Origin of the sequence: Streptomyces sp. NPDC088124, assembly GCF_040685895.1 — a bacterium.
Lineage (GTDB): Bacteria > Actinomycetota > Actinomycetes > Streptomycetales > Streptomycetaceae > Streptomyces.
Window position 1 is genome coordinate 33,825 of record NZ_JBFBJB010000032.1, and the last position, 24,446, is coordinate 58,270.

At 72.0% G+C, this 24,446-nt stretch carries 22 protein-coding genes and 2 pseudogenes; 13 read left to right on the plus strand and 11 right to left on the minus strand.

Annotated elements, in window-relative coordinates; all coding sequences use genetic code 11:
- Positions 1-7: 7 nt before the first annotated feature.
- Complete coding sequence (locus tag AB0P17_RS25375; protein WP_365814214.1) at positions 8-1,333, minus strand: CapA family protein; 1,326 nt, start codon at positions 1,331-1,333, stop codon at positions 8-10.
- Positions 1,330-3,201 carry a CocE/NonD family hydrolase gene (locus AB0P17_RS25380; RefSeq protein ID WP_365814215.1) on the minus strand — a complete coding sequence of 624 codons (1,872 nt, stop codon included), beginning with the start codon at positions 3,199-3,201 and terminating at the stop codon, positions 1,330-1,332. The genes AB0P17_RS25375 and AB0P17_RS25380 overlap by 4 nt, the downstream gene beginning before the upstream one ends.
- Positions 3,202-3,314: 113 nt before the next feature.
- Here AB0P17_RS25380 and AB0P17_RS25385 point away from each other — a divergent pair, with 113 nt between their 5' ends.
- On the plus strand, positions 3,315-4,382 hold the full coding sequence (locus AB0P17_RS25385) for a DUF5937 family protein (protein WP_365814216.1): 1,068 nt from the start codon (positions 3,315-3,317) through the stop codon (positions 4,380-4,382).
- Between the two features lie 93 nt (positions 4,383-4,475).
- Here the strand turns inward: AB0P17_RS25385 and AB0P17_RS25390 are convergent, their stop codons facing one another.
- The 5 genes from AB0P17_RS25390 to AB0P17_RS25410 all read right to left on the minus strand — a co-directional run bounded on the left by AB0P17_RS25390 (position 4,476) and on the right by AB0P17_RS25410 (position 10,299).
- Positions 4,476-4,925 carry a spore-associated protein gene (locus tag AB0P17_RS25390; RefSeq protein WP_365814217.1) on the minus strand — a complete coding sequence of 150 codons (450 nt, stop codon included), beginning with the start codon at positions 4,923-4,925 and terminating at the stop codon, positions 4,476-4,478.
- 219 nt (positions 4,926-5,144) lie between these two features.
- Positions 5,145-5,555, minus strand: coding sequence for a VOC family protein (locus AB0P17_RS25395; protein ID WP_365814218.1), 411 nt, complete (start codon positions 5,553-5,555; stop codon positions 5,145-5,147).
- Positions 5,556-5,565: 10 nt separating this feature from the next.
- On the minus strand, positions 5,566-6,006 hold the full coding sequence (locus AB0P17_RS25400) for a helix-turn-helix transcriptional regulator (protein WP_365814219.1): 441 nt from the start codon (positions 6,004-6,006) through the stop codon (positions 5,566-5,568).
- A 78-nt stretch (positions 6,007-6,084) separates the two neighbouring features.
- A complete protein-coding gene (locus AB0P17_RS25405; protein ID WP_365814220.1) occupies positions 6,085-7,152 on the minus strand; it encodes a hypothetical protein in 1,068 nt (355 codons plus the stop codon).
- Between the two features lie 441 nt (positions 7,153-7,593).
- Positions 7,594-10,299 carry a hypothetical protein gene (locus AB0P17_RS25410; protein ID WP_365814221.1) on the minus strand — a complete coding sequence of 902 codons (2,706 nt, stop codon included), beginning with the start codon at positions 10,297-10,299 and terminating at the stop codon, positions 7,594-7,596.
- A gap of 133 nt (positions 10,300-10,432) precedes the next feature.
- Between AB0P17_RS25410 and AB0P17_RS25415 the strand changes: the two are divergent.
- Positions 10,433-10,501, plus strand: a pseudogene (locus AB0P17_RS25415) (SAM-dependent methyltransferase); the annotation flags it as partial.
- A gap of 309 nt (positions 10,502-10,810) precedes the next feature.
- Complete coding sequence (locus tag AB0P17_RS25420; RefSeq protein WP_365814222.1) at positions 10,811-11,272, plus strand: hypothetical protein; 462 nt, start codon at positions 10,811-10,813, stop codon at positions 11,270-11,272.
- Between the two features lie 34 nt (positions 11,273-11,306).
- Here AB0P17_RS25420 and AB0P17_RS25425 read toward each other — a convergent pair.
- From AB0P17_RS25425 to AB0P17_RS25435, 3 genes and pseudogenes are all read right to left on the minus strand, one after another.
- Positions 11,307-12,128 (minus strand): annotated as a pseudogene (locus tag AB0P17_RS25425) (transposase); the annotation flags it as partial.
- 219 nt (positions 12,129-12,347) lie between these two features.
- Positions 12,348-13,445, minus strand: coding sequence for a site-specific integrase (locus tag AB0P17_RS25430; RefSeq protein WP_365814223.1), 1,098 nt, complete (start codon positions 13,443-13,445; stop codon positions 12,348-12,350).
- 21 nt (positions 13,446-13,466) lie between these two features.
- On the minus strand, positions 13,467-14,093 hold the full coding sequence (locus AB0P17_RS25435) for an ATP-binding protein (protein WP_365814224.1): 627 nt from the start codon (positions 14,091-14,093) through the stop codon (positions 13,467-13,469).
- 15 nt (positions 14,094-14,108) lie between these two features.
- On the opposite strand from AB0P17_RS25435, the gene AB0P17_RS25440 reads away from it, so the two are divergent.
- Complete coding sequence (locus AB0P17_RS25440) at positions 14,109-14,297, plus strand: hypothetical protein (protein ID WP_365814225.1); 189 nt, start codon at positions 14,109-14,111, stop codon at positions 14,295-14,297.
- Positions 14,298-14,319: 22 nt separating this feature from the next.
- Here the strand turns inward: AB0P17_RS25440 and AB0P17_RS25445 are convergent, their stop codons facing one another.
- A complete protein-coding gene (locus tag AB0P17_RS25445; RefSeq protein WP_365814226.1) occupies positions 14,320-14,826 on the minus strand; it encodes a cupin domain-containing protein in 507 nt (168 codons plus the stop codon).
- A gap of 139 nt (positions 14,827-14,965) precedes the next feature.
- Between AB0P17_RS25445 and AB0P17_RS25450 the strand changes: the two genes are divergently transcribed.
- The 9 genes from AB0P17_RS25450 to AB0P17_RS25490 all read left to right on the plus strand — a co-directional run bounded on the left by AB0P17_RS25450 (position 14,966) and on the right by AB0P17_RS25490 (position 24,436).
- On the plus strand, positions 14,966-15,400 hold the full coding sequence (locus AB0P17_RS25450; RefSeq protein WP_365814227.1) for an Rrf2 family transcriptional regulator: 435 nt from the start codon (positions 14,966-14,968) through the stop codon (positions 15,398-15,400).
- Positions 15,397-16,311, plus strand: a complete 915-nt coding sequence (locus AB0P17_RS25455; protein ID WP_365814228.1) for a DsbA family protein — start codon at positions 15,397-15,399, stop codon at positions 16,309-16,311. The genes AB0P17_RS25450 and AB0P17_RS25455 overlap by 4 nt, the downstream gene beginning before the upstream one ends.
- 523 nt (positions 16,312-16,834) lie before the next feature.
- Positions 16,835-18,439 (plus strand): ABC transporter substrate-binding protein, encoded by a 1,605-nt coding sequence (locus tag AB0P17_RS25460; protein WP_365814229.1) that lies wholly within the window; start codon positions 16,835-16,837, stop codon positions 18,437-18,439.
- 62 nt (positions 18,440-18,501) lie between these two features.
- On the plus strand, positions 18,502-19,539 hold the full coding sequence (locus AB0P17_RS25465; RefSeq protein ID WP_365814230.1) for an ABC transporter permease: 1,038 nt from the start codon (positions 18,502-18,504) through the stop codon (positions 19,537-19,539).
- Positions 19,540-19,541: 2 nt separating this feature from the next.
- A complete protein-coding gene (locus tag AB0P17_RS25470) occupies positions 19,542-20,429 on the plus strand; it encodes an ABC transporter permease (protein WP_365814231.1) in 888 nt (295 codons plus the stop codon).
- Complete coding sequence (locus AB0P17_RS25475) at positions 20,429-21,373, plus strand: ABC transporter ATP-binding protein (protein ID WP_365814232.1); 945 nt, start codon at positions 20,429-20,431, stop codon at positions 21,371-21,373. The genes AB0P17_RS25470 and AB0P17_RS25475 overlap by 1 nt, the downstream gene beginning before the upstream one ends.
- The gene (locus AB0P17_RS25480) at positions 21,370-22,242 is read left to right on the plus strand and encodes an ABC transporter ATP-binding protein (RefSeq protein WP_365814233.1); all 873 of its coding nucleotides are present in this window, start codon (positions 21,370-21,372) and stop codon (positions 22,240-22,242) included. Before AB0P17_RS25475 ends, AB0P17_RS25480 begins: the two co-directional genes overlap by 4 nt.
- Positions 22,243-22,329: 87 nt before the next feature.
- Complete coding sequence (locus tag AB0P17_RS25485) at positions 22,330-23,667, plus strand: NtaA/DmoA family FMN-dependent monooxygenase (protein WP_365814234.1); 1,338 nt, start codon at positions 22,330-22,332, stop codon at positions 23,665-23,667.
- A gap of 1 nt (position 23,668) precedes the next feature.
- Positions 23,669-24,436, plus strand: coding sequence for an alpha/beta hydrolase (locus AB0P17_RS25490; protein ID WP_365814235.1), 768 nt, complete (start codon positions 23,669-23,671; stop codon positions 24,434-24,436).
- Positions 24,437-24,446: the final 10 nt, after the last annotated feature.

Sequence of the window (24,446 nt, forward strand, 5' to 3'; positions counted from 1 at the left end):
GTCGCGCTCACAGATCGATGCGGATGGTGCCTTGACCCTGGTCAAGGAGGATTTCGGTACCGTACGCCCGCGACAGTTCGCGGAGTCGGCCGAGGATGCGGGCCCCGGCGGCGGCGTCCGCGACCCGCGGTGTTCCCCGGTCGGAGTGGTGCGGTGTGTCGAAGGTGAGCGTCAGGGGGAGAAGGGCGATGTCGAGCACACCGCGCCGGGTGAAGGTGAGGGTGACGGCGACGCTCTCGTACCAGACCGGACCGGCGAAGGGGCCCTTGATCCGTTTCTGTTCGAGCATGTCGGCCGGTGTGTGCCGGGAGGGGTCCAGGCCGGTGCGCCGCCACGCCTCGCGGGTCAGCGGGAACTGGCGGTTCTGCATGAAGACGAAGTTCCCGAGCGAGTAGAGGATCGGCCGGTTCCGGTACACCTCGATGCCCCGGAGCTGGTGCGGACCGTGGCCGAGGACGACGTCGGCGCCCTCGTCGACGGCGGCGTGCGCGAGGTCGTGCAGGAAGGGCGGCGGCTCGGCGCTGTAGTTGCCCGGCTCGTGGGTGTGGAGGGCGACCACGGCGAAGTCGGCGCTCTGCTTGGCCTGTCGCACGCTGGTGCGCAGGGCGGCGATGTCCTCGTCCTCGACCTGCCAGTGCGGTCCGGCCCGGCCTTCGGTGCGGTCGGTGGAGACGAAGGCGGTCCCTCCGAGGGTCACGGAGCCGTCCCGCGCGTCGGCCTTGCGCGCCAGGTGGTGGAGGGAGGCGGGCGGGAGACCGTCACGGATCGCGGCCAGGGCCCGGAGCTCGTCGGGGTGGACGGCGAACCACTTCCTGGTGCGCAGGCCGTTGATGCCGGGGCGGCCCGGCACCATCCCGAACGGGTCACTGGCGAGCGACATGGGCTGGTAGCGGGTGGCCGCCGAGACGAGCGCGACCCGCCCCCGGCGGGTGGAGAGGTAGCGCGGGGCCCGTGCGGCGGTGAGTGATTCGCCGGCGCCGGCGTGGACGAGTCCGGCCGCGTCGAGGACGGCGCTGGTGGAGCGCAGCCCGGCCACTCCCCAGTCGGTGGCGTGGTTGTTGGCCCGTGACACCATGTCCATGCCCATGGCGCGCAGATCGGCGCCACTGCGGACCGATGTGACCAGCCACGATCCCCCCGGCTCGGCCTCCGGCCACCCGTCGAAGCGGTCGAAGTCGATCGCGGTCGTCTCGAAGTTCCCGATGGTGACGTCGGCGCCGCGCAGGGTGTCGAGGAGCCGGGGTGCGGACGCTTCGAGGCGGGGGGTCAGGACGTCGTCGTCGAGGACGAGGTCACCGACGGCGGCGAGGGTGATTCCCGTACGGTCGTTCACGCCTGCTCCCCCGTGAGGACGTGCAGGGTGACCGTGGAGCGTCCGTCGACGTACACCCGGTTCGTGGCGACGACCCGGCGCCGGTCGGTGGTCTCGGGCGCGCCGGTGCCGGAGTTGACGTCGAAGCGGGGGAAGTTGCTGGAGCTGATGTCGACCCGGATCCGGTGGCCGCGGGCGAAGAGGTTGGCCGTGTCGGGAGCGTGGACCGTCACGTCGTAGAGGCGCCCCGGTTCCAGCGGCGACGGCGACTCGAACGAGTCCCGGTAGCGGCAGCGCAGGATGCCGTCGGTCAGGTTCATGGCGAAGCCGGTCGGGTAGTCGGCGCTCGGCGGGTGTACGTCGATCAGCTTCACCGTGAAGTCGGTGTCGACGGCGGTCGAGGAGACCGTGAGCCGGGCGACGACGGGGCCCGCCACGACGACGTCCCGTTCCAGCGGAGCGGTCTGGAAGGTGAGGACGTCGGGCCGGGAGGCGAGCGGCAGCCGCGACCCCGTCAGGGAGAAGGTCCGGTCGTCGGGGCGCTGGTCGAAGGCCCCGCCCGCCATCACGGGCTCGCCGGACGTCACCTGCCCGCCGATCGTCGGGACCGGGTCGCGGGGATCGTGGTCGTACTCCAGGTACCCGGCGAGCGCCCCCGGCTCCGCGGTGAGCCCCCCGTCGCCGGTGAGACGGAACTCCGTGGTGTGCGCGTGCTCCGGCGGCCAGGTGGAGCCGGCCAGCCAGCGTCCGCCGTGGTCGAGCCGCCCCTCGGCGGTGCGCCGGCCCGAGCCGCCGCCCATCCGGAAGTAGCGGACCGCCGGGTCCCGCGACGGCGCGGAGGTCAGCCGGGCGTCGAACCAGTCCGCCCTGAACTCGGCGTAGTCCGCCGCCAGGTTGCCGTCCAGGGGCGCCTCGGGGCCGAAATCGACGTCGCCCGCGTAGGAGACGCTGCGCCGGCCGTGGGTCCATGGTCCGAGGACCAGATACGCCGGGCTGGTCTTGCGGGTGCCGAGTTCGTGGAAGTTCTCGACCGCGGTCCGGATGTACGGGTCGTACCAGCTGGAGATGTGCAGGCTCGGCACGTCGGGGAACTGGTCGAAACGCCCCCGGCCGTAGATGCCGAGCTGCTGCCAGTACGGCCCGAACGGGCCGTGCTCCCACTGCTCGAACAGGTAGTCCTCGTACTCGGGCGCGTGCCGCAGTGGCGAGTGCCCCCGCCGCCAGGGCAGCTGCCGGAACCACTCCTCGATCGACTCGCTCTCCAGCGCGGCTCTCCGCACCGGGTCGCCCAGTGTCACCGAGCTGGTCCTGGCCCTGGCGAAGGCCCAGGTCGCCTGCTTGAGCTCGAAGGCCCCGCCCAGCCGGACCCCGGTCTCGTAGGCGCTGGCGAAGCCGCCGGAGTCGAGGAACATCGCCGCGAGGGAGGGTGTGCCCAGCGAGGCGAGCGCGCTCTGCGCGTGGGCCGCGTAGGAGACCCCCATCGTGGCCACCCGCCCGTCGCACCACGGTTGCGCCGCGATCCACTCGACGGTGTCGTATCCGTCCTCGGCCTCGTCGAGGTACTTGACGAACGTGCCGCCGGAGTCGCCCCGGCCGCGGCAGTCCTGCCGGACCACGTGGTAGCCGCGTTCGACGAAGCGCCGGCACACCGCCTCCGGCGGGGGCGGGTTCCAGGACTCGAAGGCGCCGTCCGAGCCGCGTGCCGTGCGGCGGCCGTAGGGCGTGCGCTCCAGCAGTACCGGCCGCGGGGCCGGGTCCGGCCCGGCCGCGTAGACGTCCGCGACGAGTGCGGCTCCGTCACGCATCGGCACCTTGACCACCTGGCGCCATCCGGATCCTGGCTCCGGGACAGCCTGCCAGCCGTCGTCCCTGCCCGGGCTCTCGACCACGTCCGCTCCTCGCGTCGTTGTGTTCACCGATGAGCCGGGACTGTAGGCCGCGTTCGCCGTGGTGAGCGCAATCGTTACCGCGAGGACGACAACGGTCGGTCTAAAGTCGTCGGATGCCAGTGCTGCTCGACCTCAGGGGCGCGAAGAGCTCGGACGTGACGATCGGAACGTCACCGATCTCCGAGCTCCAGGCCTGCCTGCACTCGCTGGCCGAACCCGACCATCACCTCGACTCCCAGTCGTGGCTGATGAAGATCGACGCATCGCTGCCGCGGGAACTGCGTCACCGGCTGACGTGGTTCGCGCCGCTGTGGGCACGTCGCCGCTGCCGTCTCCTGCTGCCGCTCAGTCCGCCGCTCGACGTGGCGGTGGAGACGGAGATCGCTCGCGTCGCACACCTCCCCGAGCAGTCATTCGTCGAGGCCGCCGCCTACGCGATTCAAGGCGGGTCCTTCGACCCCCGGGGAGCCGTCACACGGCCGGACGAATTCATCGCGGCGTGCGAGGCTCGCTCGTTCTCCCGCGGCGAGCTGGCACGGTCGTTGACCGACGATCCGGAGGCGTTCCGCGGAATTCTCGTCCGGACGCTGGAGGACTCCGTGGAGGAGTTCTTCGCCAAGGAGTGGGAACGTATTCGGACCCGGCTGCGGGACGAGGCCGAACAGACGCGTTCCCGGCTGCGCGGGCTGCCGCTCGCGGAGCTGATCTCCTCGGTGAGCCCGGCGGCGCGGCCGGTGCAGGACGGCAGGGGGGTGCGCTTCGACAAGCTGCAGAACCTGACCGTCCCGCTCCGCGGGAACCATGTCTTCCTCGTCCCGAGCATTCACGGCCGCCCGCACCTCATCGTCCGGGGCGAACCGGGATTCCCGGTGGTGGTGAATTATCCGGTGGCCTGGCGTGGCCAGCCCCCGTCCATCGACGAGGTACGCCGACGGCTGACGGTCCTTTCCGACCCGGCGCGCCTGAACCTGTGCCGTCACATGGTCAACGAGGCGATCACGACGTCGGATCTGGCCCGTCGCACGAACATGACGCGGCCACAGGTCTCCCGGCATCTCGCACAGCTCCGCTCCGCCGGACTGCTGACATCGGAGAGAAGTGGACGGTACGTCTATCACCGCGTCGATGTGCACCACCTCATGCAGATCGGTGTGGAACTTCTCCGGGTGATAGTCCGGTGAGGTGCGGGGTGTGGATGACGGTTCGCAAGGGGCACACTGCGAGGTCCCGCGCCACCCGCGGCGCGGGACCTCGCAGCCGGGTGAGGGACCGGATCAGCGGATCCCGGTGACCCGGTGCTCCTTCAGGGAGGCGCAGTTGGAGTTCTCCACCGAGACGTACACGTTGTTGATGCTGCCGCCCCAGCTCACGCAGTGGGCCTTGCCGTAGGCGTACACCGGCCCCGCGTACGACGTGTAGTTGCCGTCGTCCCCGGCCCACTCGTCGGTGTCCGGGACGTAGAGGTACGCGGACACGTACGTGGCCTTGCCCGGGTTGGCGCGGATGGTCGCGACGCAGTTCTTGCCGTTCGACGAGTTGTACGTGAGGTAGACGGTGCCCAGTGAGCCGATGGGCGCCGAGTTGACCGTCTTGTACGCACTGCCGCAGACGCCCTGCGGTGTGACGTTGGGTGCGGCGGAGGCAGTCGTGGCGACCGCGGTCGTGGTGCCCAGCGCCAGTGCGGTTAACGCTCCGGCGACCGCGATGTTGCGCTTGATTCTCATATCTCCCCTTTGTGTCCCTGAGAGCGGGTTGCTCCTACTTGATGTGACCCGCGAACGGCACGGATGGTTGTGCCGGATTCACGGGGAGATGTTGGCTTCGGCCGCCCGGAAGCCGGGCGGGGTGCCGCTCCGCGCGCGGCGAGGGGCAGGACGGCACGGAGGGCCTCCCCGGGCGGTCCGGGGAAGCCCTCCACGGTGTCGTGGGCGCGCCGCCTCGCCCTACTCCTTCGGCGCCTGCGAGATCCGCACCATGTTGCCCGAGGGGTCGCGGAACGCGCAGTCGCGGGGACCCCAGGGCTGCTCCATGGGCTCCTGCAGCACCTCGGCACCGGAGGCGCGCACGTTCTCGAACGTCGCGTCGAGATCGTCGGCGCGGAAGACTGTCATGGGCAGGACACCCTTGGTGAGCAGTTCCTGCAGGGCGTCGCCGTCGGCCTGGGACCGGCCGGCGTGGGGTTCCGAGATCACGATCTCAAGGCCCGGCTGGGCCGGGCTGCCGAGCGTGACCCAGCGGAATCCGCCGGAGGCGACGTCGTTGCGCACCTCAAGGCCGAGTGCGTCGCGGTAGAAGCCGAGCGCCTCGTCCGGATCGTTGACGGTGATGTGACAGTACTGGAGTGCGATGGTCATGGGACCCACGCTAGGCGGCGGCCTCGCCGCCCGCTTCTCGAATCCTGCTCGGTGTGTTCCTGGCCGGCCGTGTGAACGCCTTCGCCACACACGGGGGCATCGCCGTCACCGCGTGGTGCTCCCGGCCGCGGTAGGCGCTCGGGGTCTCCCCCACGAGTTCGGTGAAACGCGAACTGAACGAACCGAGCGAGGTACAGCCGACCGCCATGCACGCCTCGGTCACCGTGGCACCCGCCCGCAGCAGCGCCATCGCCCGCTCGACCCGGCGGGTCATGAGACAGCTGTAAGGGGTCTCGCCGTAGGCCGCCCGGAACTGCCGCGAGAAGTGCGCCGGTGACATCAGCGCGTGGCGGGCCATCGTCGGTACGTCGAGCGGACGGGCGTACTCCCGGTCGATCAGATCCCGCGCCCGCCGCAGATGCGCCAGGTTGGCGAGATCGTGCGAGTCCATGCGGCGAGGCTACCACCGGGCCCGGAGAGCGCCGCTGACCTGCGCGAACGTACAGTGACACGGCGCGCCGCCGCCGCGCTACACCTCCGCCACGACGGTCACGAGGTCCCGGCACACCGCATGCGGCCGCTCCGCCTCCACCTCCAGGATCCAGGTGCCCCCGGGGGCGGTCAGGCCGGCGACGAGGTCGCCCGTGCCCTCCGGGGTCAGGGTGACGGGGTCCCCGGCCGGCTGCCCGTCGCGCGTCAGGCGGGCCCGTACCGTACGGCCGGCGTCGCCCATCCCGGGGACCGTGATCCCGAAGGGCTCGCCCGCCACCGCGAAGTCCGGGGCCACCAGGCCGAACTCGGCGTCACCCGCGAGTGTGTCGCGCGCCGGCCTGCCGCGGCGGATGGCCACCAGCTGGTGGCCCACGGACTCGGCGCCCGCCATGGTGGCGTGGCGCTCGCCGCTCCACACCGCGTCGGAGAGCTCGTCCAGTGCCCACTTCGCGAACGCCGACTCCTCCGGCACGGTGACGTCGCCCGTCCACTCCCGGGAGTTGTCCAGCCAGGTCGGGAACTCCAGCGTGCCGTCCGCCCCGACGACCACACCGTGCACCGTCGGATGGGCCCGGCCGCCGAGACAGTGCACCTTGTACGGGGACGGGGCGCCCGTCGCCCGGTTGCGTTCCCACGCGTCGGTGAACTCCTGGTGGAAGGCGAACGCGTCACGTACCAGCTCCGTCGGCAGATCGGGCACCGGGGTCGCCGTCAGCGGGCGCCATCCCGTGGAGCCGTCCGTCAGCGCCGCGTCGTACACGGGGAGCAGCTGGGCCACGGACGGGAAGGAGCGGGCGATGCCGGCGAGGGCGGGGTTCACGCGTGCGGCCCAGCGCAGCGCCTTGCGCTTCGGCAGCCCCTGGTCCTCCCCCGGGCCGATGCCGTTCCCGGTGAGGAAGCGGATCGCCTTCGCGGCCCCCCGGTGCGGGGTGCCGATGGTGACCAGCGAACGGGCGATGTCCCGGCCGTCCAGACACTCCAGATAGTGGCGGGCGATCAGGCCGCCCATGGAGTGGCACATGAAGACGACCTTGGGCGCGTCCTCGTGTGCCCGCGGATAGTGGTCGGGGGCGCGCTCCCGCCACCGCGCGAGGGCCCGCTCCACCGCGGCCGGCGCGCGGTGAGCCGGTTGGACAGCCGCCAGTCGTAGGTGAACGCCAGGTACTGCTCCGGGCGCAGGCCGCCCCCCGGATGGTGGTCGGGGGCCCGGCCGAGCATCGCCCGGACATCGGGGTAGCCGAACTGCGCGAGGAGCCCGGGCATCGCGTCGGGCCCCTTGAGCAGCTCGTCGGCGGCCACCGCCCACGGCGCCTCCGGCTCGTCGTCCCCGATGCCGGGCGGGAGTACGAAACCGGCCACCGCCCTGGCGGGTCATACGAGTTGCAGCGCGAGGTTTCGACTGGTGCCACACATCCTTTCCGTCGCGGGTGAGGCGGCTGCCGAGAATGCCCGGCACGAAGACCACCAGATCGTGTTCCATCGCGGAAGTTCTCCTCCTGTTCGGACGGGCGGTGCTGAGCGTGGCCGTCCCCGCGGCCGTCGGGTGTCACCGGGCCCGGGTCGAGCGCGGCGCTCCCCTCACGAGCCGTTCGGGGAGCCGGATCTGGTCGCAGCGGCCACGGCCCTGGAGGGCCAGTGTGATCCCGAGCCCGGTGTCGTGGACGGCGTCCGCCGCCGCCACCTCCATACCCCGGTACGGCACGGCGAGTTCGTCGCGCCAGGTCCCGTCCGCCAGGTCCCGTACGGCCACGGTCCCTTCGCCGCCGAAGGCCAGCAGCAGCGGCTGCCGTGGCGGTCCCGCGAAGGCCAGGGCCGTCGGTGTTCCGTGCGGGCTCGGGGAGCTGTCCGTCGTCCAGTGCCCGTCCGCGCACCGGGCGAGGTGTACGTAATCTCCCCGGGCCCAGGCGACCAGCGGAACGTACGTCCCGTCGAGGTGCCCGGTCCCCAGGACGGCGCCCGCGGGCCGTTCCACAGCGGCCGCGCGCCGCCCGGCGGCGGCGAACCCGTCCGGGGTGCTCCTCCACAGGCCCAGGGTGTCGCCGCAGTCCGCCAGCACCCAGGTGTGCTCCCCCGCCGTGCGGGCGCCCACTCCGCGTACCTTCACGTCGGCGGCCTCCACGCCTCCCGTGCGGCCCCAGGTGCCCCCGGCCCGCGCGAACCGCTCCACCCGCCGGCCGACGGGCACGAAGAGCTCCGGCCCGCCGGCCGCGGCCACCAGGCCCAGCCCCGGCACCTGTTCGCCCCGGTTACCGCCGAGAGTGAGGTGTCCGTCCCGCTCGTGGCCGGTCAGGTCCGCCGCGAGACGCCACAGGTGTACGCGCCGGCCGGCCGCCGCCGCCAGCGTCCAGTGGTCCTCGCACCACAGTGCCGATACGGCCGTGACGCGGTCGTCGTGGTCGAGTGCGAGGGCCGCGCCGGTGGCTCCGTCACGGGCGTCCTGCCGGGTGACCCGTACGGTGTTCCCCCACACCCGGCTCAGCAGCGCCGGGGCGCCGCGCCGGGCCGCCGTGAGTCCGACGACGGGCCGCTGGTCGTGATCGCGGCGCCGGGCCGCCCGGGCGTGGCCGGCCGCGGCGGGCACATCGAGCAGCCGTACCTCGTCCCCGTCGCCGATGGCGAGCCGCCCGGTGCGCAGCGGGTCGAAGGCGAGCCCGTTCCGCTGGCTCGACAGCTCGAAGGAGCGCTCGCAGGACGGGTCGGTGATCTCCAGCACCCGTACGGTGCTCCCCTCGTGCAGGGCGAGCAGGGGCCGTTCCCCGTGGTGGCCGAGGGCGATCTCGCGGGCCGTCGTCCGGACCGTGAGCCGGGAGCCGACGGTGGGCTCCGTGGTGTACCCGGGCGCGGAGAGCCGCCAGACCTCGGCGGTGTCCCCGTCGGCGACGGCGAGCCGGCCGTGCTCGTCGCCGTCGGGCAGCGCCGCGGCGTCGAACGCGGTCTGCCCGGGGGCGCGCAGGTCCCAGCCCCGCCACACCAGGGACTGTTCGCCCGCGGGTTTGCCGTGCAGTTCGTGCAGGGTGACGGTCCCGGCCGCGGTGAGCAGGAAGCTGCGGTCCCGCAGGCCGAGCAGCGCGACCCGGGAGGCCCTGATCGGCAGGACGTCGCTGCGGGCCTCCGCCGCCGGACCGCCGCCGGACGGCCAGCGCCACCCCCATACGCAGTGGCCGTCGGCCACGACGGCCTGCACCGCGTCCCCGCACCGGGCCAGGGTGAGACTGCCGATCCGGCCGCCCCAGTGGTAGGTCCGCCGGGGTAACCGCTCGTCGCCGGACCACAGATGGAGGGAGCGGCCGTCGTGGGCGAGCAGGAATCTCCCGGCGCGGGTGGCCGACTCCCGGACCTCGGTCAGTACGGCCCGGCGCCCGTGCCCCACCTCGCCGGTTCTGACCGTACGGACGTAGCCGCCGGTGTCCGCGCGCCGGACGGCGATCTCCCCGCGGCCCGCGACGGCGATGGTGCCGCCGTCGGCCCCGGTCCAGCTCAGGGCCCGGGCGCCGCCGAGCGGCGCGGGCAGCGACAGTTCCAGCGGCTCGGGCGGCAGGTCGGTCCACACCTCGTCCCAGGGCTGCCCGGCGAACTCCGGGAGGTCGGCCAGCCCGCGGAAGATCTCCGGGTGGCTGACGAACGCCTCGGCCCGCAGCAGCGCCCTGCGCTGCGCCGGTTCCGTACGGCGTTTGAACCGCGCGCCCACCCGCCGGTACAGCGCGGCTCCGTCGCAGGTCGGGGCGAGGGGCGCGGCGAGCGGCAGCATCACATCGGGTTCGGTGCGCACCAGGAAGCCCGGGTCGGCGAAGAGTTCCTCCAGCGGGTCGGTGTCCTCCTCGGGACCGCCGGTGTCCGTACGGGCCTGTGCCGCGTGCGCGCCGAGGTGGGCGAGGGTGTAGGCGTCGGCCCGGTCCCAGTCGCGGTACGCCGCGCCGTACAGTTCGTCGAAGAGACGGCGGTGCGCGGCGGCCGGGCTCAGCCGGGCGCGCGCCAGCAGGGCGGTCCCGTAGCCGGCGTGGTCGAGCCGGTGGGCGACCGGTCTCCCGGGGCGGTGTTCCGCCGTCACGAGGACGGCCTCGGTCTGCCGCAGCACCGTCTCCAGCGCGCGCGGCAGGATCTCCTTCGAGCGGGGACGGCGCAGTGCGTTGGCCATCCGCAGCCAGAGACCGCGGTCCGCCAGGCCGACGCCCTGGACCAGCGCGAGCGGCAGCAGCAACTCGGCGGCGCGGCCCCGGCCGTTCGGGTCGAGGACATCCAGCTCGTCCTCCATGCGCGCCTGGAGTTCTTCTCTGAACTCACCAGGGTGTCCCGTGACCAGGTGACGGGACGATCAGTCCTGGGGAGGAGGGCCGGAACGGGGCCGGAGAACGGCTGCGAACAGCGCGGGTGTTAGTTTCCTGCCCGTGTTAAAACACCAGGATGAGACCAGGGCGGCCTACGACGGGGTCGTCGAGCTCTATGCGTCGATGTTCACTGGCCGACGGTCCAGAAGAAGTTGATCAGCGTGACCGCCGCTCCGCACAGGATCGCGGCACCGCACGGTCCTGCCACGGGACGCACTGTTGGGGTCAATATCGATCACGGCTTGATCCTCCTGTCGGCGTGCGGACGTGGCTCGTCCGACAGACAGGTGCACCGACCGAGCCCGTCCGTGACCGCAGACGGCGGCCCCATCGGGACGGGGCAATGCGCCGGAGGTCGGGAATGGCCGCGACGTACAATCGCAGTGAAGGCAAAGCGCCAGGCCGAGATTCCGGCACCGGTGTGAGGGAGGGGGCAGGATGTTCGGTTCGAAGAAGCTCAACGATCTGTTCGGTTTGAACCAGCTCAACGATCTGATGGCGCAGGCCAGGCCCGACCTGAGTCGGGAATCGCTCGGCGTCGGGCCCGACTTCCCGGGCGTCGCCCCGAACCCGTTCCTGAGCAGTGATGCACGGAAGCGCAATGCGGAACTGCGTACGGGGGCGCTTGCGCTCGGCGTTCTCGTCGACTGGCGAGAGGTCAACAGCAATCCACGCGTGGTCCTGATGTTCGACGTGGAGACCGCCGACGGCCGCTCGTTCCGCGGTATCGCAGACGAAGGCCTCACGATCACCGAGCTCACCCGACTCGCCCCAGGACAGACGTTGCCCGTGCGCTACCGGCCGGCCGTCATGGACCACTACGTCGCCCTTGCCCGGGACGCGGACCCCGCCCACGTGCAGCAGCTCTCTGACGAGATCGCGAGCCGCAAGCGGACCTGACCCGAAGCCATTGGCCGGATCCCTAGCTTGATCTTTAACCCGTGCGGCGTGGTCGTGGGGTGGTCGACTTCTTCGTTCGTTGTTTCGCCGCCGGTGTTTTGCGGGGTGTGTGGACGTCGTGGCGTGGGGTGGGTCGGGTGTTCTTTCGTCCTGGGAGTCGTCCGGGGCCAGGGCGGGTGGGTTTCGGTGCTTGGGCCGGGCAGCTGGCCTTTGGGCGGATGTGCCGGAAGTCGCGGCGGACTCGGGCGGGACTGAGCCTGTCCGGCGGAGTTGGTCTTTCCCAGGGGCGACGCCGGTCGGCCGCCAGCGGCCGGGCGAGCCGCAGTTGGGTGTAGGCGGCGAGGATCAGCCAGGTCCATCGGTCGGCTGCTTCGGGGGTGCGGATCTTCGGGGAGGTCCAGCCGAGGGTCTGTTTGAAGAGGCGGAAGGTGTGCTCGATGTCGAAGCGTCGCAGGTAGGCCTGCCAAAGCCGGTCTGCGTCTGCCGCAGTGGCGTCGGTGCCTGACCACCACAGCCAGACCGGCTTTGGTGTTGCTCCGCTGGGCAGGTGGTCGATGTCCAGGCGGATCACCGTCCCTTCGACGATGGGGAGGGCGCCGTCGGCCGCGGCCCAGGAGGAACGGTGGGTCAGTTTGGGGTGCAGCCGGTCCCAGGAGCGGGCCCTGGCGGTGCCGTAGAGACGGGTGTCCGTGACGGTCTCGGTGTCCGGGGTGCCCCAGGTGTCGGGCTGTCCGAAGACGAACTCGCCGCCGTGCCGGGGCGGCCGGCCCTGGGTGTGCGGCAGCCGGGGTGGGACAGCCCTGCGCAGCACGCGGTCCGATCGCATCCTGGCCAGCACCTGGACCGGCAGGTCTTTGGACATGTGTCGCGATGGACAGGGTCTCCGTAGGTGTCACCAGGCAGTCCCGAAAAGGTTGTTGAGGGATTCAGGGTTGTAGCCGGCTGCTGGAGGCGCGGGAGTCCGCTCGGCGGACTTGGCCCGTCGGGCATGGTGTGCCCGAACGTGTTCGATCACCCCGTCCCGGTCGGCCGGAAGATAGAGCTGTGTCGTCGAGAGGTGTGCATGACCGAGCACTCACTGCACGTCGGTCAGGGGCATCTTCGGATCCCTCGCCAGCCGATAGGCGGCGGTGTGTCGAAGATCGTGGAGAGTCCAGTTCGTACCGAGCAAACTGTTGGCCCGGTTGAACATCGCTCGGGCCGCCGGATAGTTCAGGGGACGCCACGGGCGGCGCAACGTCCACCACAACCCCTCGTTCTGTCCGCGGGGTACCCCAGCCCGCCAGGCATTCTCCTGATAGAGCCGTAGCCAGACGAAAGCATCCGCTGAGCAGGGGAGTTGTTGATAGGACCGGCTCCCCTCGCGGACAACCCCCAGGACCTGTTGGCCGGGCAGTGCGTCGCGTTGCCGACTCGTGAGCAGTTCCTCAGCACGAGCCCCGTTGGAAACCCAGAACGCCAGCAGAGCTCGATCACGGTCGTGCTTCAGCGCGGCGAAGAGCGCGTTGAACATCGCATCGGAGATTCGCCGAGGCGCTCGTTTGGGGATGGCCGGCCGGTAGCCGCCCTGCCGTTCGTGTCGAAACCGCTCGTCAGGATTGTGGTGAGCGTGTGCCCTGCCATGGCGCCAGGAGCGATCCAGCGGAAACGGGTTCAGGATCGGCCCTGTTCCCTCGGAGAGGTGGAAGTCGTAGAAGACCCGCAGGACGGTCTCGCAGTGCGCTCGCGATGTCGGCGCGTATCTCAGCCCTGGTGACGTCCTTCCCGTGATCAAATTGGGGGCTCCAGGCGGCAGCTTCTCTGGTACCGGCTTTGGTGCTGTCTCCGTCTGGATGTCCCGTCGGTGGCGCCAGTGCAGCGGTGCGGGCTTGTTCGCGATCTGCATCCAGCGCGAGAAGTCCCGAACGTCCGACCGGACTGCACGATCCCAGGCGATTCCCCAGCCCCACAGGAAGCGCCACCAACGCAGCAGATCCATTCCGTACGACCGGATCGTGGCTGCTGACCTGTCACAAGCCAGCAACTCCGCGAAGAAGGCGGCCACGGGTTCGATCTCAACGTCGTCCGCGTCCAGGAGGACAAACGGCCTCCATCGGTCTCCTGTCTCCGCCAACTGTCCGGCCTCGGGCAGCACGAAGTTTGCCAACTCCCTCTCGGGATCACGTCCATGCATCCATGGAAGCTAGCAGAAAGGCTATCTGACCTGCGAAAATGCTGGATCTAGTTCAGTCAACGGATCGCCGCCGCCCGTTTCGATGAACGCGTCCAGTTCCCGCCCGGACAGCGGCTCGGTCCGGCGGGCGTCGACGAGGGACTCCTTCGACGCCCCGTCCACCCCCTGTCTCGGCTGCGGGCGCGTACCCACCAGCAGCTTCACCCCCGGGCAGTGCGACAGGGGGTTGAGGAGTCTGCGCGCGATCTCGTGCGCCTGTCCGGGCATGGCCTCGTCCAGGCTGTCCACGACCAGGTTCAGGCCGCCCACCCGCCGGACCAGCTCGCGCACCTGGTGCACGCACTGCTCCGGTGTGCTCCCGTCCGGCCCGGGTGGCGCCGCTCCCAGCGGGACCAGTACCTCCAGCGGCGACCGGGCCAGTGAGCGCGCGGACTCGCCCTGGCAGGCGAGCGCCGCGTGGACCGAACCGGCCCTGGGCCGGGTCTGTGCGGGCGGCGGTGGCCGCAGTCCTTCGCGGATCCTCGGTACGGAGAGCAGGGCCAGCCGGGCCAGCAGCGCGGTCTTGCCGGTGCCCGCCGGTCCAGTGACGACGAGCATGCCGCGTGTCTGCGACTCCAGCCAGGTGACGGGCCGGCTCAGCGGTCGCACCCGTCCGGTGAACCGGTGTGCCGGGGAGCCTCCGGCGACCGGCCCGAAGTGGTCGGCCCGCAGCCCGCCGAGCGGTGGACCCCGTGCGCCCCGGCGCTCTTCTACCTCGCGCTGGTCCGCGCGCGCGACGGCAGCCCGGAGGGCCGGTTCGAGGTCGAGGCGATCGAGCGCCGGGTGGTACGGGAGCGGGAGGACGGCGCGTAGGGCCTCTCCCCCGCCGGGCCCGTCAGGCCCCGTCGGCCGGAAGCGCGTACAGCCGCGGGAGGTTGACGACGATCGCCTCCTGAGTGCTGCGGGCGATGACGACCACGGCCTCCTCGGCGGGGTCGGGGTTCTCCTCGCGGTGCGGCACGAACGGGGGGACGAAGATGTAGTCACCGGGGGACGTGCTCAGCCGCACCTCCTCCGGCCGCGGACCCGAGTCGTCGAGGAAGACGAACTCGGGGTGTCCGCTGACGACGTAGATGGCGGTCTCGGACTCCCCGTGGTGATGGTCGGAGGAGGAGGTCGCGGGGGCGACATGGGTCTGGCCCATCCACAGCTTCTCGGAGCCCACCGTCCTTCCGGTTACGGCGGCGAACCTCCGCATGCCCGTGGTCTGTGCCGTGTCGCCGTCCAGCGCGTCGGCGCGGATGTGGTGCAGACGAGTGCCCAGGGGCGCCGCCGACCGCTCGGCGGAATCGTGGAGATGGGGGTGGAAACCTTCGCCGGGGGTGGTCAGCGGCTCGCTCATGGTGGGCGACGCTAGAACCGCCGGGAAAAGGATGTCAAGAGGTGTCCATTACCTTTCACCTGCGGCAATGTTCCCGCAATGGAGAGAGGGAAGCGCGAGGGGCCCTCGCCCCGGGCATCTCGTCGGGCATGATGTGGATATGCATATCTCCGCGAAGGCGGACTACGCCGCACGGGCCCTGCTGGAGCTCGCCCGCGAACCTGCCCGCCCCCTCACGTGCGAGGCCATCGCCTCCGCGCAGCAGATCCCGTTCCGGTTCCTGAAGTCCGTGGTGGGTGAGCTGCGCAGAGCCGGTCTGGTGCGCAGCCAGCGCGGCTGCGAGGGCGGGTACTGGCTCGGCCGGCCCGCCGACGGGATCACGCTCCTGGACGTGGTGCGCGCCGTGGACGGCGAGTTGCTCTCCCTGCGGGGCGAGCCGCTGGCCGGGCTCGACTACCCCGGTGCGGCCTCCGGGCTGCCCGGCGTCTGGCGCCAGGTCGAGGCGGACGCCGCCGCGCTGCTGGGCGGGACGACGGTCGCCGCGCTGCTGCCCGCAGGGGTGGGCGGGCACACCGGCCGGAAGGGAGCCGCGTGACGGCGCCGCCGGACCGGCCGGCGGTGGAGGTGGTGGAGTACACCGATCCACTGTGCCCCTGGTCCTGGGGGTCGGAGCCGGTGTTCCGCCGGCTCCGGGCGGCGCTGGCCGGCCGGGCCCGCTGGCGCCGCGTGTACTGCGTCCTCTTCGACCACGACGACGATCCGGCGCCCGATCCGGCGGCGGAGACCGCCTGGTACGCGCGGTATGTCGAGGACATCAGCGGTCACACGCACGCCCCGAGGGCAGTGCGTCTGAGCCGGGTGGCGGCGAGTTCGTGGCCGTCCTCGCTGGTGGCGAAGGCCGCCGAACGGCAGGGCGCCGAGGTCGGCGCGCGCGTGCTGCGCCGGCTGCGGGAGACCGTGTTCGTCCTCGGGGAGCCGGCGGACACCCTCGCGCTGGCGCTGGCGGCGGTACGGGGCGTGCCGGGCCTGGACGGGGAGCGGCTGGCCGGTGACGCGGCGTCGGACGCGGTGCTGGAGGAGGTGCGCGCCGACCGCGCGGAGGCGCGCCGGCCGGTGCGCGAGGTGCTGTCCGTGCGCGGCGGATCGCCGCACCCCGGGACCGCCAAGGAGACCCTCGACGGCGGGTTCCGTTACGCGCTGCCGACGCTGCTGGTCCGTACCGCGGCCGGGCACCGCGCCGTTCCCGGCTGGCGGACGTACGAGGAGTACGCCTCTGCCGTCGAGGAGTTGTGCCCGGGGCTGCCGCGGGCTCCGGCGACCCTGCCCGCGGCGGAGGCGCTGGCGCGGTACCGGAGCCTGACGGATCCCGAGCGCGGGCTGCTGACGCACGGCCCGTGGCCCGTGGCGGGGGCGGTCCGGGTGGCGACCGGAAACGGTCCGCTGTGGCTGCACGCCGAGGAGGCCGCGGCGCACCCGGCCGGCGGCGGCGCGCCCGTCGGGCCGTGACACGCCTCTGATCTGCGGTCGGGTCCGTCCCGCCGAATGAGACACCAATTGGTGTCCATTGACACCGACTGACGGATGGGCCCAGGATGTGCAGCATGCTCACGACGCACCCCGGCGTGGTGTGCCGCTACGTGGACCTGCGGCGCACCTGTAGCGCTCTCTGTCGCTGACCGCCCGCCACCCACGGCTCACGGGCGCCTGACCGCTCCCGCCGGCACCGGTCCGCCTGCCGCACCGGCCACCGGACCACGGGCCGCTCGCGCCGCCCTTCCTCTCGTGTCGCGCTTCCTCTCCCCCCGTACTCCCGTACTCCCGGTCTGCCGCGCACTTCCGTACTCCCCCGTACTCCCGGCCCCACCGTGAACCCGCCGACGCCTCATGCCCCGGGCGCGGCGCGCCCTCGTGCGCGCCACGGCGCGCACCGGCGTGCCCCTCCGGGTGCCGGACGGCGTCCGACGCGGGGCCGGACCGCTGCCGCTCCCGCCCTCGCACACGGGCCGGAGCCTTCGAAGAAAGAAATGAGATGTCCGGACGACTCACGCCCCGCCGCCCCGCCCCGGGCCTTCGGTCCACGCCGCGGTCTTCCGCGGCGCGGGGTTCCTCGCCACGGCCCGGCCGGCTGCGCGCCGCGGCCCTGGGAACCGCCCTTGTCACGGTACTGATCCCCGCCCTCAGCGCCTGCGGCGGCGACGCCGCGTCGGCGAACGGCGGGGCCACGCTGAAGTGGACCTCCTCCTACTTCCCCTCGCACTGGGACCCGGTGGTCGGCGGCAGCGGCGCGCAGTTCCGCGAACTCGCCCTGGTCTACGCGTCGTTGACCCGTACGGACGAGACCGGCAAGGCCGTCCCCGATCTCGCGAAGAGCTGGGAGTACAACGACAAGGGCGACCGGATCACCTTCCACCTGCGCCCCGGGCTGACGTTCAGCGACGGTGAGCCGGTCGACGGCGCCGCGGTGAAGGCCGCGATCGAACGGGCGAAGAAACAGCGGAACTCGGCGCTCTTCGGCGATCTGACGTCGATCAGCTCGGTAGAGGCCGACGGGCTCGACGCGGTGGTCCACCTCAGCCAGGTCGACTACCAGATCCCGCAGCTCCTCGGGCAGCGCGTCCTGCAGATCGCCAGCCCCAAGGCCGCGGCCTCCCCGGAGAAGCTGGACCGGAGCCCGGTCGGCGCCGGCCCGTTCACCGTCACGCAGCTCGTCCCGGGCACCAAGGCCGTGCTGAAGAAGAACCCGGACTACTGGGACGCGAAGAACATCCACATCGACAACGTCGAGCTGACCTCGGCCCCCGACGCGTCCACGGTGGTCTCCGGCCTGCAGACCGGCGTCTACAACTTCGCCGACATCGACCCGAGCCAGGCACGGGCCGCCAAGGAGGCGGGCCTCGACGTCTTCGTCCAGCCAGGGTTCAACGCCTCGAACATCAGCCTGAACGTCAACAAGGCACCGTTCGACAACGGCAAGGTCGTCGACGCGGTCCGCCATGCGATCAACCGTCAGGAATTCGTCGACAAGCTGACCTTCGGCTACGGCGAAGTGACCGACCAGCCGTTCCCGAAGGGGTACGTGGCCTACGACCCGCGGTCGGAGAACGCGTACGCCTACGACCCGGCGGCGTCGAGGAGACTCCTCGCCGAAGCGGGCTACCGGCCCGGCGAGCTCAAGCTGAACCTCGTCATCCCGTCGGAGGATCCCCAGGCGGAGATCGTGCAGTCGCAGTTGGCGAAGGCCGGCATCACCGTCGACATCAAGATCGACAAGAACTGGGCCACCCCGTTCTTCGCCAAGGACCTGACGTTCTCGCTCTATTCGACCACCGGTCGTGACTCCGCCGCCCAGACCCTCACCGCGCACTTCGGCCCGGACGGCCCGCTCAACCTGAGCTCGCCCTACGAGCCGCCGGGCTTCGAGGCGGCCGTGGCCGAGGTCCGCCGCACCCCGCTGGATTCGCCGCAGTACGCGGAGGTCCTGCGGGCGGCCACCCGGGCCGGGCTGGAGAGCCGGGCGCTGGTCTTCACGTACTCCCAGCCGAACCTCATCGCCAAGAGCACATCGGTTTCGGAGCTGCCGAAGAACCCCGCCCACATCGACTGGACCGGCGTGACCATCTCCGGCGGCAACTGACCCGCCGTCCGCCACGGAGCCACCAGTTCCACCACAGGTCCACCACAGAGAGGAGGTTCACCATGACGACGGCAGAGGCCGAGGCCCCGCCCGTCCCCCGGCGCGGGCTCGCGGCGGCGCACGGCCCCAGGGCCCGGCAGGTGCTGGGCCGTGTCCTGATCACGCTCGCCCGGTCGGTCGCGATCTTCGTGCCGGTCTTCCTGGTCGCTACGTTCGTGACGTTCGCGCTGCGGTCCCTGAGCGGGCTCAGCCCGGCGCGGATCCAGCTGGGCGAGGAGGCGACACCCGAGGCGATCGCCAGGGTCGAGGCCCAGTGGGGTCTCGACCGGCCCTTCCTGACGCAGTACGGGGACTGGTTCACCGGTGTCCTGCACGGACAGCTCGGTACCAGCTGGACCAACGGGGCCGACGTCTCCACCCTCATCGGCCTCGGCCTGGGGGTGAGTCTGTCGGTGGCGGCCTTCGCGCTGCTCATCGGCGTGGTCGTGGGCTTCGCCCTCGGCACGGTCGCGGCACTGCGGCGCACCACCTGGGTCGACCGCGTCGTCACCGGCTTCGTCACGGTGATCTCGGTGATGCCGGCCTTCGTCGTCGGCATCGTGCTGGTCGCCGTCTTCGCGGTGGGGCTGCGGCTGTTCCCCTCCGCCGGTTACGTCCCGGCGGAACAGGGCGTGGGCCCGTGGCTCGCCCACATCACCCTGCCCGCCGTCGCGCTGAGCTTCGACGTCATCGCCGATGTGGCCCGCCAGTTGCGCACCAGCCTGATCGCCGCCTACCGCGAGAACTACGTCACGGGCGCGGTGGTACGAGGGCTCGGTACGCGCCGGATCTTCTTCGGCCATGTGCTGCCGGGCGGCCTGGGCCCGACGCTCGCGACCCTCGGCCTGAAGTTCCCCTCCCTGGTCGGCGCCTCCGTCGTCACGGAGTGGATCTTCGGTCTGCAGGGTTTCGGCCGGTTCGCCAACGACTCCGCCCAGGCCGGTGACGTACCCGCCGTGCAGGGGGTCCTCGTGGTGTCGATCGTCCTGGTCGTCGCCTTCAACCTGATCGTCAATCTGGTGCTGGCACGGGTGACTCCGGCAGCCCAGCGGGGGGTGTGACCATGGTGCGCCGCGTGCTCGCCCTGACGTCCGGCCGGATCGCCGTGGCCGTCCTCGCCGTGATCGCCCTGCTCGCCCTGTTCGGTCCGCTGCTCGCTCCCCAGGACCCGCTGGCCGCCGGTGACAACACCCTGGCCGGCGTCTCGGGCGCCCACTGGCTGGGGACGGACCATCTCGGCCGTGACGTGCTGAGCCGGCTCCTCGACGGTTCCCGCGTCAGTGTGCTCGGCTCGCTCGAAGTCGCGCTCACCGCGCTGGTCGTCGGAGCGGTCCCCGGCATCCTCTCGGTCCACCTGGGGCGGGTCTTCGAGTGGATCACCCTCCGGCTGGCCGACACACTCGTCGCGCTGCCGTTCCTGCTGTTCGCCGTCGCCGTCATCGCGCTGCTCGGCAACGGCATCACCCAGGCGATGCTCGTCACCGGCGCGCTGGTGTCGCCCCTGTTCTACCGGGTCGCCCGCGCCGCCACGCTGGCCGTGGCCCGCTCGCAGTACGTGGAGGCGGCGCTCGTCGCCGGTGCCTCCACCGGCTGGATCGTGCGCCGCCACGTGTGGGCCAAGGTGCTCCCGCCGATCGCGGTCGCGCTCGCACAGACCATCGGGGTGGGCTTCGTGATCGTGTCGAGCCTGACCTTCCTCGGGATCGGCGTCCAGCCGCCCGCGCCCACGTGGGGCGGGCTGCTCGCCTCGGACCTCGGATACCTGAGCCACCGGCCCTGGGCTCCGTTCGCCCCCGCCCTGCTGATCATGATCACCGTCTGGGCCTGCAACCTCCTCGCCGACGCGATCCGCGATGTGTCCGGCGAGGCGGGCCGCGCGCTCGTCAACAGCCGCAAGGCCCGTGCCAACCGCCTCGACCAGGCCGACCCCGCCCCCGCCGGAGGTGCGTGATGACGACACTGTCCGACCAGCTCGACACCGACACCAAAGCCGGAGCCGGAGCCAAGGCCCACGCCACGGCCCAGGCCACGGCGGGCCTCGGGCCCGGGGCCCCGGGCGCCGGCGGTCCGGCCGGCCCGGCGGCGCCGGTGCTGTCGGTGCGCGACGTCCGGATCAGCGACCGGGCGGGCGGCCGGGAGATCGTCCACGGGGTGAGCTTCACACTCACGCCCGGTAAGGCGGTCGGCATCGTCGGCGAGTCGGGCAGCGGGAAGACCCTCACCTGCCGCGCCACGCTGGGCATCCTGCCCGCCCACTTCGAGGTGACCGGCGGCTCGATCGAGATCGACGGCAGTGACATCGCGGCCCTGACGCCCGCCCGGTGGACGGCGCTGCGGGGCGCCACGATCAGCGCGGTCTTCCAGGACCCGGCGTCCTACCTCACTCCCTCGATCCGGGTGGGCGCGCAGATCGCCGAGGTCATCCGGGTCAAGAAGGGCGCCCGGCGGCGTGAGGCCCGCCGCGGGGCGACCGAACTGCTGCGCGCGGTGCGCCTGCGCGACCCCGAGCTGGTCCGGGACCAGTACCCCTACGAGCTGTCCGGCGGAATGCTCCAGCGGGTCCTCATCGCGGCGGCGATCGCCGCCGGGCCGCGAATCCTCATCGCCGACGAGGCCACGACCGCGCTCGACGTCACCGTCCAGGCCGAGATCCTCGATCTCCTGGCCGACCTGCGCGAGCGGACCGGGCTGGCGCTCGTCGTGGTCTCCCACGACCTGGCCGTCGTCGCCCAGTTGTGCGACGAGGTCCTGGTCATGCGGGAGGGCGAGGTGGTCGAACACGGCCCGACGCGTGAGGTGCTCCACCGTCCGCGCCACGCGTACACGCGGCTGCTGATCGCCGAGCACGAGCAGTACGGGCTGGAGAAGTTCCTCACCCCCGAGGAGGGCGCGTGACCACCGGACTGCCGCGGCAGGAGCCCGCCGGCCGCGGGCGGAGCACGGACCCGGTCCTGGAGGTCAGGGACCTCGACGTGCGGTACGGACGGGGGCGCCGGCGCCGCCGCGCCCTGCACGGGGTCTCGCTGGAGGTCGCGCCGGGCGAGACCGTCGGCATCATCGGCGAGACGGGTTCGGGCAAGTCCACGCTCGCCCGTACCGTCCTCGGCCTGGTGCGCGCCTCGGCGGGGTCGGTCGTCGTCGCCGGGGAGGAGGTCGGCGCGTACGGCCCACGTCAGTGGCGCGCCCTGCGCCGCCGCGGCGTGATCCAGTACGTCTTCCAGGATCCCCTGCGCAGCCTCGACCCGGACCTCACCGTCGGGACCTCGCTGGCCGAACCGCTGCTCGTCCAGGGCGTGACGCGCGACGAGGCGACGCGCCGGGTGCGGGTGTTCCTCGACCGGGTCCGGCTCTCCGCGGACCTGCTCGACCGGCTGCCCGGGGAACTCTCCGGCGGCCAGCGCCAACGGGTCGCGGTGGCCAGGGCACTGGTCACCGAACCACGGGTGGTCATCCTCGACGAGCCGGTCAGCGCCCTGGACTCGGCCAACCGCGTACAGGTCCTGGAGATCCTCAAGGAACTGCGGGCGGCCGGGGTGGCCCTCGTCCTCATCTCCCACGACCTCGGGTCCGTGGCCGGTGTCGCCGACCGGATCGCGGTGCTGTACCGGGGGGAGCTGGTCGAGACCGGTGCCGCCCGCGATGTCATCGGCCGCCCGCGCCACCCCTACACACGCCTCCTCGTCAGCTCGGCACCGACCCTGCGCTCCGGACCGGCCGACCGGGCCGAACGCGAGGCCCTGCGCGCCGCCCTGTCGCACCCCTGAGCCCGACGCCAGCCCTCAGCCCGACACACGGCAGAAGAACCTCAGTCCGAGAAGACACCTCAGCCCGAGAAGAGAAGGGAACCCGTCATGTCCCGCACCATCCATCTGGCGCTCCACCCCTACGGTGTCGGCGGCCCCGGCCAGCACGGCCTGTGGAAGGACCCCCGGGTCGCGAAGAACGCGAGCATCGACATCGGCTACTACATCCGCCAGGCCCAGGCCGCCGAACACGCCCTCTTCGACGCCCTGTTCGTCGTCGACAGCCAGTTCATCAACGCCACCTACCCGGCGCACTACCTCAACCGCCTCGAACCGCTGACCCTGTTGTCGGCGGTCGCCACCCACACCCGGCACATCGGGCTGGTGGGCACGGCGAGTTCCACGTACAACTCGCCCTTCAACCTGGCCCGCCGGTTCGCCTCGCTCGACCACATCAGCGGCGGTCGCGCCGGCTGGAACGTCGTCACCAGTTTCGACACCGGAACCTCCAGGAACTACGGGTTCGACGAACACCTCGACTACGCCACCCGCTACGGCCGCGCCCTGGAGTTCGTGCAGGTCGCCCGCGGGCTGTGGGACTCGTACGAGGACGACGCCTTCCCCGCCGACGTGGCGGGCAATGTCTTCCTGGACCCGGCCAAACTGCATGAACTGAACCACGTGGGCGAGCACTTCACGGTCGCCGGGCCGCTGAACCTCTCCCGCTCCCCGCAGGGTCAGCCGGTGATCTTCCAGGCCGGGGTCTCCGAGGAGGGCCGCGACCTCGCCGCGCGGGTCGCCGAGGGCATCTACGCGCCGGGCGGCACCCTGGAGCAGGCGCGGGAGTACTACGCGGACATCAAAAGGCGCACCGCGTCGTACGGCCGCGACCCCGACCACATCAAGATCTTCATCCACGGCGGACCGGTCGTCGCGGCCACGGACGGGGAGGCCCGGCGGCGCGAACGGGAGATCTTCGAGGAGGACAACGACTTCGACCGGAATCTCGCCCTGCTCGGCCGCTCGTTCGGCGCGTACGACTTCCGTGCGCACGACCTGGACGCGCCCTTCCCCGATGTGGCGCACCTCGCCGAGAAGGGCGGCCGCACCGGCGCCGCCAGGATCGTCGAGCGGGCCCGGGCCGAGGAGCTGACGTTGCGTCAGGTCGCCGAGTCCGTCGCCCAGTTCCGCCGGTCGCCGTTCGTGGGGGCGCCGGGGACCGTCGCCGACACCATCGAGCGGTGGTTCGCCGCGGGCGCCTTCGACGGCATCAACCTCGCCTTCCGCACCGACGACGACCTCGGCCTCTTCGTCGACGGCGTCGTGCCGATCCTCCAGGGGCGCGGCCTGTTCCGCACCGAGTACGCGGCGGACACCCTGCGCGGCAACCTCGGCCTGCCGGTCCCGGCCAACCGTCACACCGAGCCCGTATCCGCAGGAGTGTGACATGACCCAGTACGACGACCACCACGGCCCCGAGGGGCTGCGCACCCGCGGCACCGTCCTCGTCGTTCCCGGCCGCGGTGAGACCCGGGCCACCTACGCCCGCTTCGGCAGGCGGCTCGCCGCCGACGCCTACCGCGTCCGGGTGGTCGAGGCTCCGGTCCTCGACGCCGGTGACCCGGCCGCCTCCCTGGACCGGCTCGCCGTCCAGCTCTCCGACGCCGTCGAGGACACCGGGCCGCAGGACGGCGCCGTCCGGCCCGTCGTCCTCGTCGGAGCCGACTCGGGGGCCGTCGCCCTCGCCGCGTTCCTCGGCCGGGCGGGGGCTCCGGCCGTCCGGCCGCCGGACGCCCTCGTCCTCGCGGGCCTGCCCGGCCGGACCGGCGGCACCGCCGGCGCCTGGGACCGCGAGCTCGACGTCCGCACCGCCTGCCCCGCGCACCGCGGGGTGCTCACCGAGGATCCCCGGGTCCGGCGGGGCGCGCTCGACGAGGCGGTGCCGGAGTCCCTGCTGGCCGCCGCCGACGAGGGCGAGGTCACGGTCCCGGTGCTGCTCCTCACCGGCGACGCCGATCCCCTCGCCGATCACGAGGCGCTCGTGCGGACCGCGAAGTCATGGCCGCGCGCCCGGCTCTCGGTCGTCCACGGCGCCCACCACGACGTCCTCAACGATCTCCAGCACCGCTCGGTGGCGGCCGAGGTCGTCACCTTCCTGGAGACGCTGCGCAATGAACTGCGGCCGCTGATCACGGTGCGGTCCAGCCCGTGGTGAGCCCCTGGTG

Coding starts and splice junctions, on each gene's coding strand:
- AB0P17_RS25385 (WP_365814216.1), top strand. CDS start 3,315: ATGCCAGTGCTGCTCGACCTCAGGGGCGCGAAGAGCTCGGACGTGACG.
- AB0P17_RS25390 (WP_365814217.1), bottom strand. CDS start 4,925: ATGAGAATCAAGCGCAACATCGCGGTCGCCGGAGCGTTAACCGCACTG.
- AB0P17_RS25395 (WP_365814218.1), bottom strand. CDS start 5,555: ATGACCATCGCACTCCAGTACTGTCACATCACCGTCAACGATCCGGAC.
- AB0P17_RS25400 (WP_365814219.1), bottom strand. CDS start 6,006: ATGGACTCGCACGATCTCGCCAACCTGGCGCATCTGCGGCGGGCGCGG.
- AB0P17_RS25410 (WP_365814221.1), bottom strand. CDS start 10,299: ATGGAGGACGAGCTGGATGTCCTCGACCCGAACGGCCGGGGCCGCGCC.
- AB0P17_RS25420 (WP_365814222.1), top strand. CDS start 10,811: ATGTTCGGTTCGAAGAAGCTCAACGATCTGTTCGGTTTGAACCAGCTC.
- AB0P17_RS25430 (WP_365814223.1), bottom strand. CDS start 13,445: ATGCATGGACGTGATCCCGAGAGGGAGTTGGCAAACTTCGTGCTGCCC.
- AB0P17_RS25445 (WP_365814226.1), bottom strand. CDS start 14,826: ATGAGCGAGCCGCTGACCACCCCCGGCGAAGGTTTCCACCCCCATCTC.
- AB0P17_RS25450 (WP_365814227.1), top strand. CDS start 14,966: ATGCATATCTCCGCGAAGGCGGACTACGCCGCACGGGCCCTGCTGGAG.
- AB0P17_RS25460 (WP_365814229.1), top strand. CDS start 16,835: ATGTCCGGACGACTCACGCCCCGCCGCCCCGCCCCGGGCCTTCGGTCC.
- AB0P17_RS25465 (WP_365814230.1), top strand. CDS start 18,502: ATGACGACGGCAGAGGCCGAGGCCCCGCCCGTCCCCCGGCGCGGGCTC.
- AB0P17_RS25470 (WP_365814231.1), top strand. CDS start 19,542: ATGGTGCGCCGCGTGCTCGCCCTGACGTCCGGCCGGATCGCCGTGGCC.
- AB0P17_RS25475 (WP_365814232.1), top strand. CDS start 20,429: ATGACGACACTGTCCGACCAGCTCGACACCGACACCAAAGCCGGAGCC.
- AB0P17_RS25485 (WP_365814234.1), top strand. CDS start 22,330: ATGTCCCGCACCATCCATCTGGCGCTCCACCCCTACGGTGTCGGCGGC.
- AB0P17_RS25490 (WP_365814235.1), top strand. CDS start 23,669: ATGACCCAGTACGACGACCACCACGGCCCCGAGGGGCTGCGCACCCGC.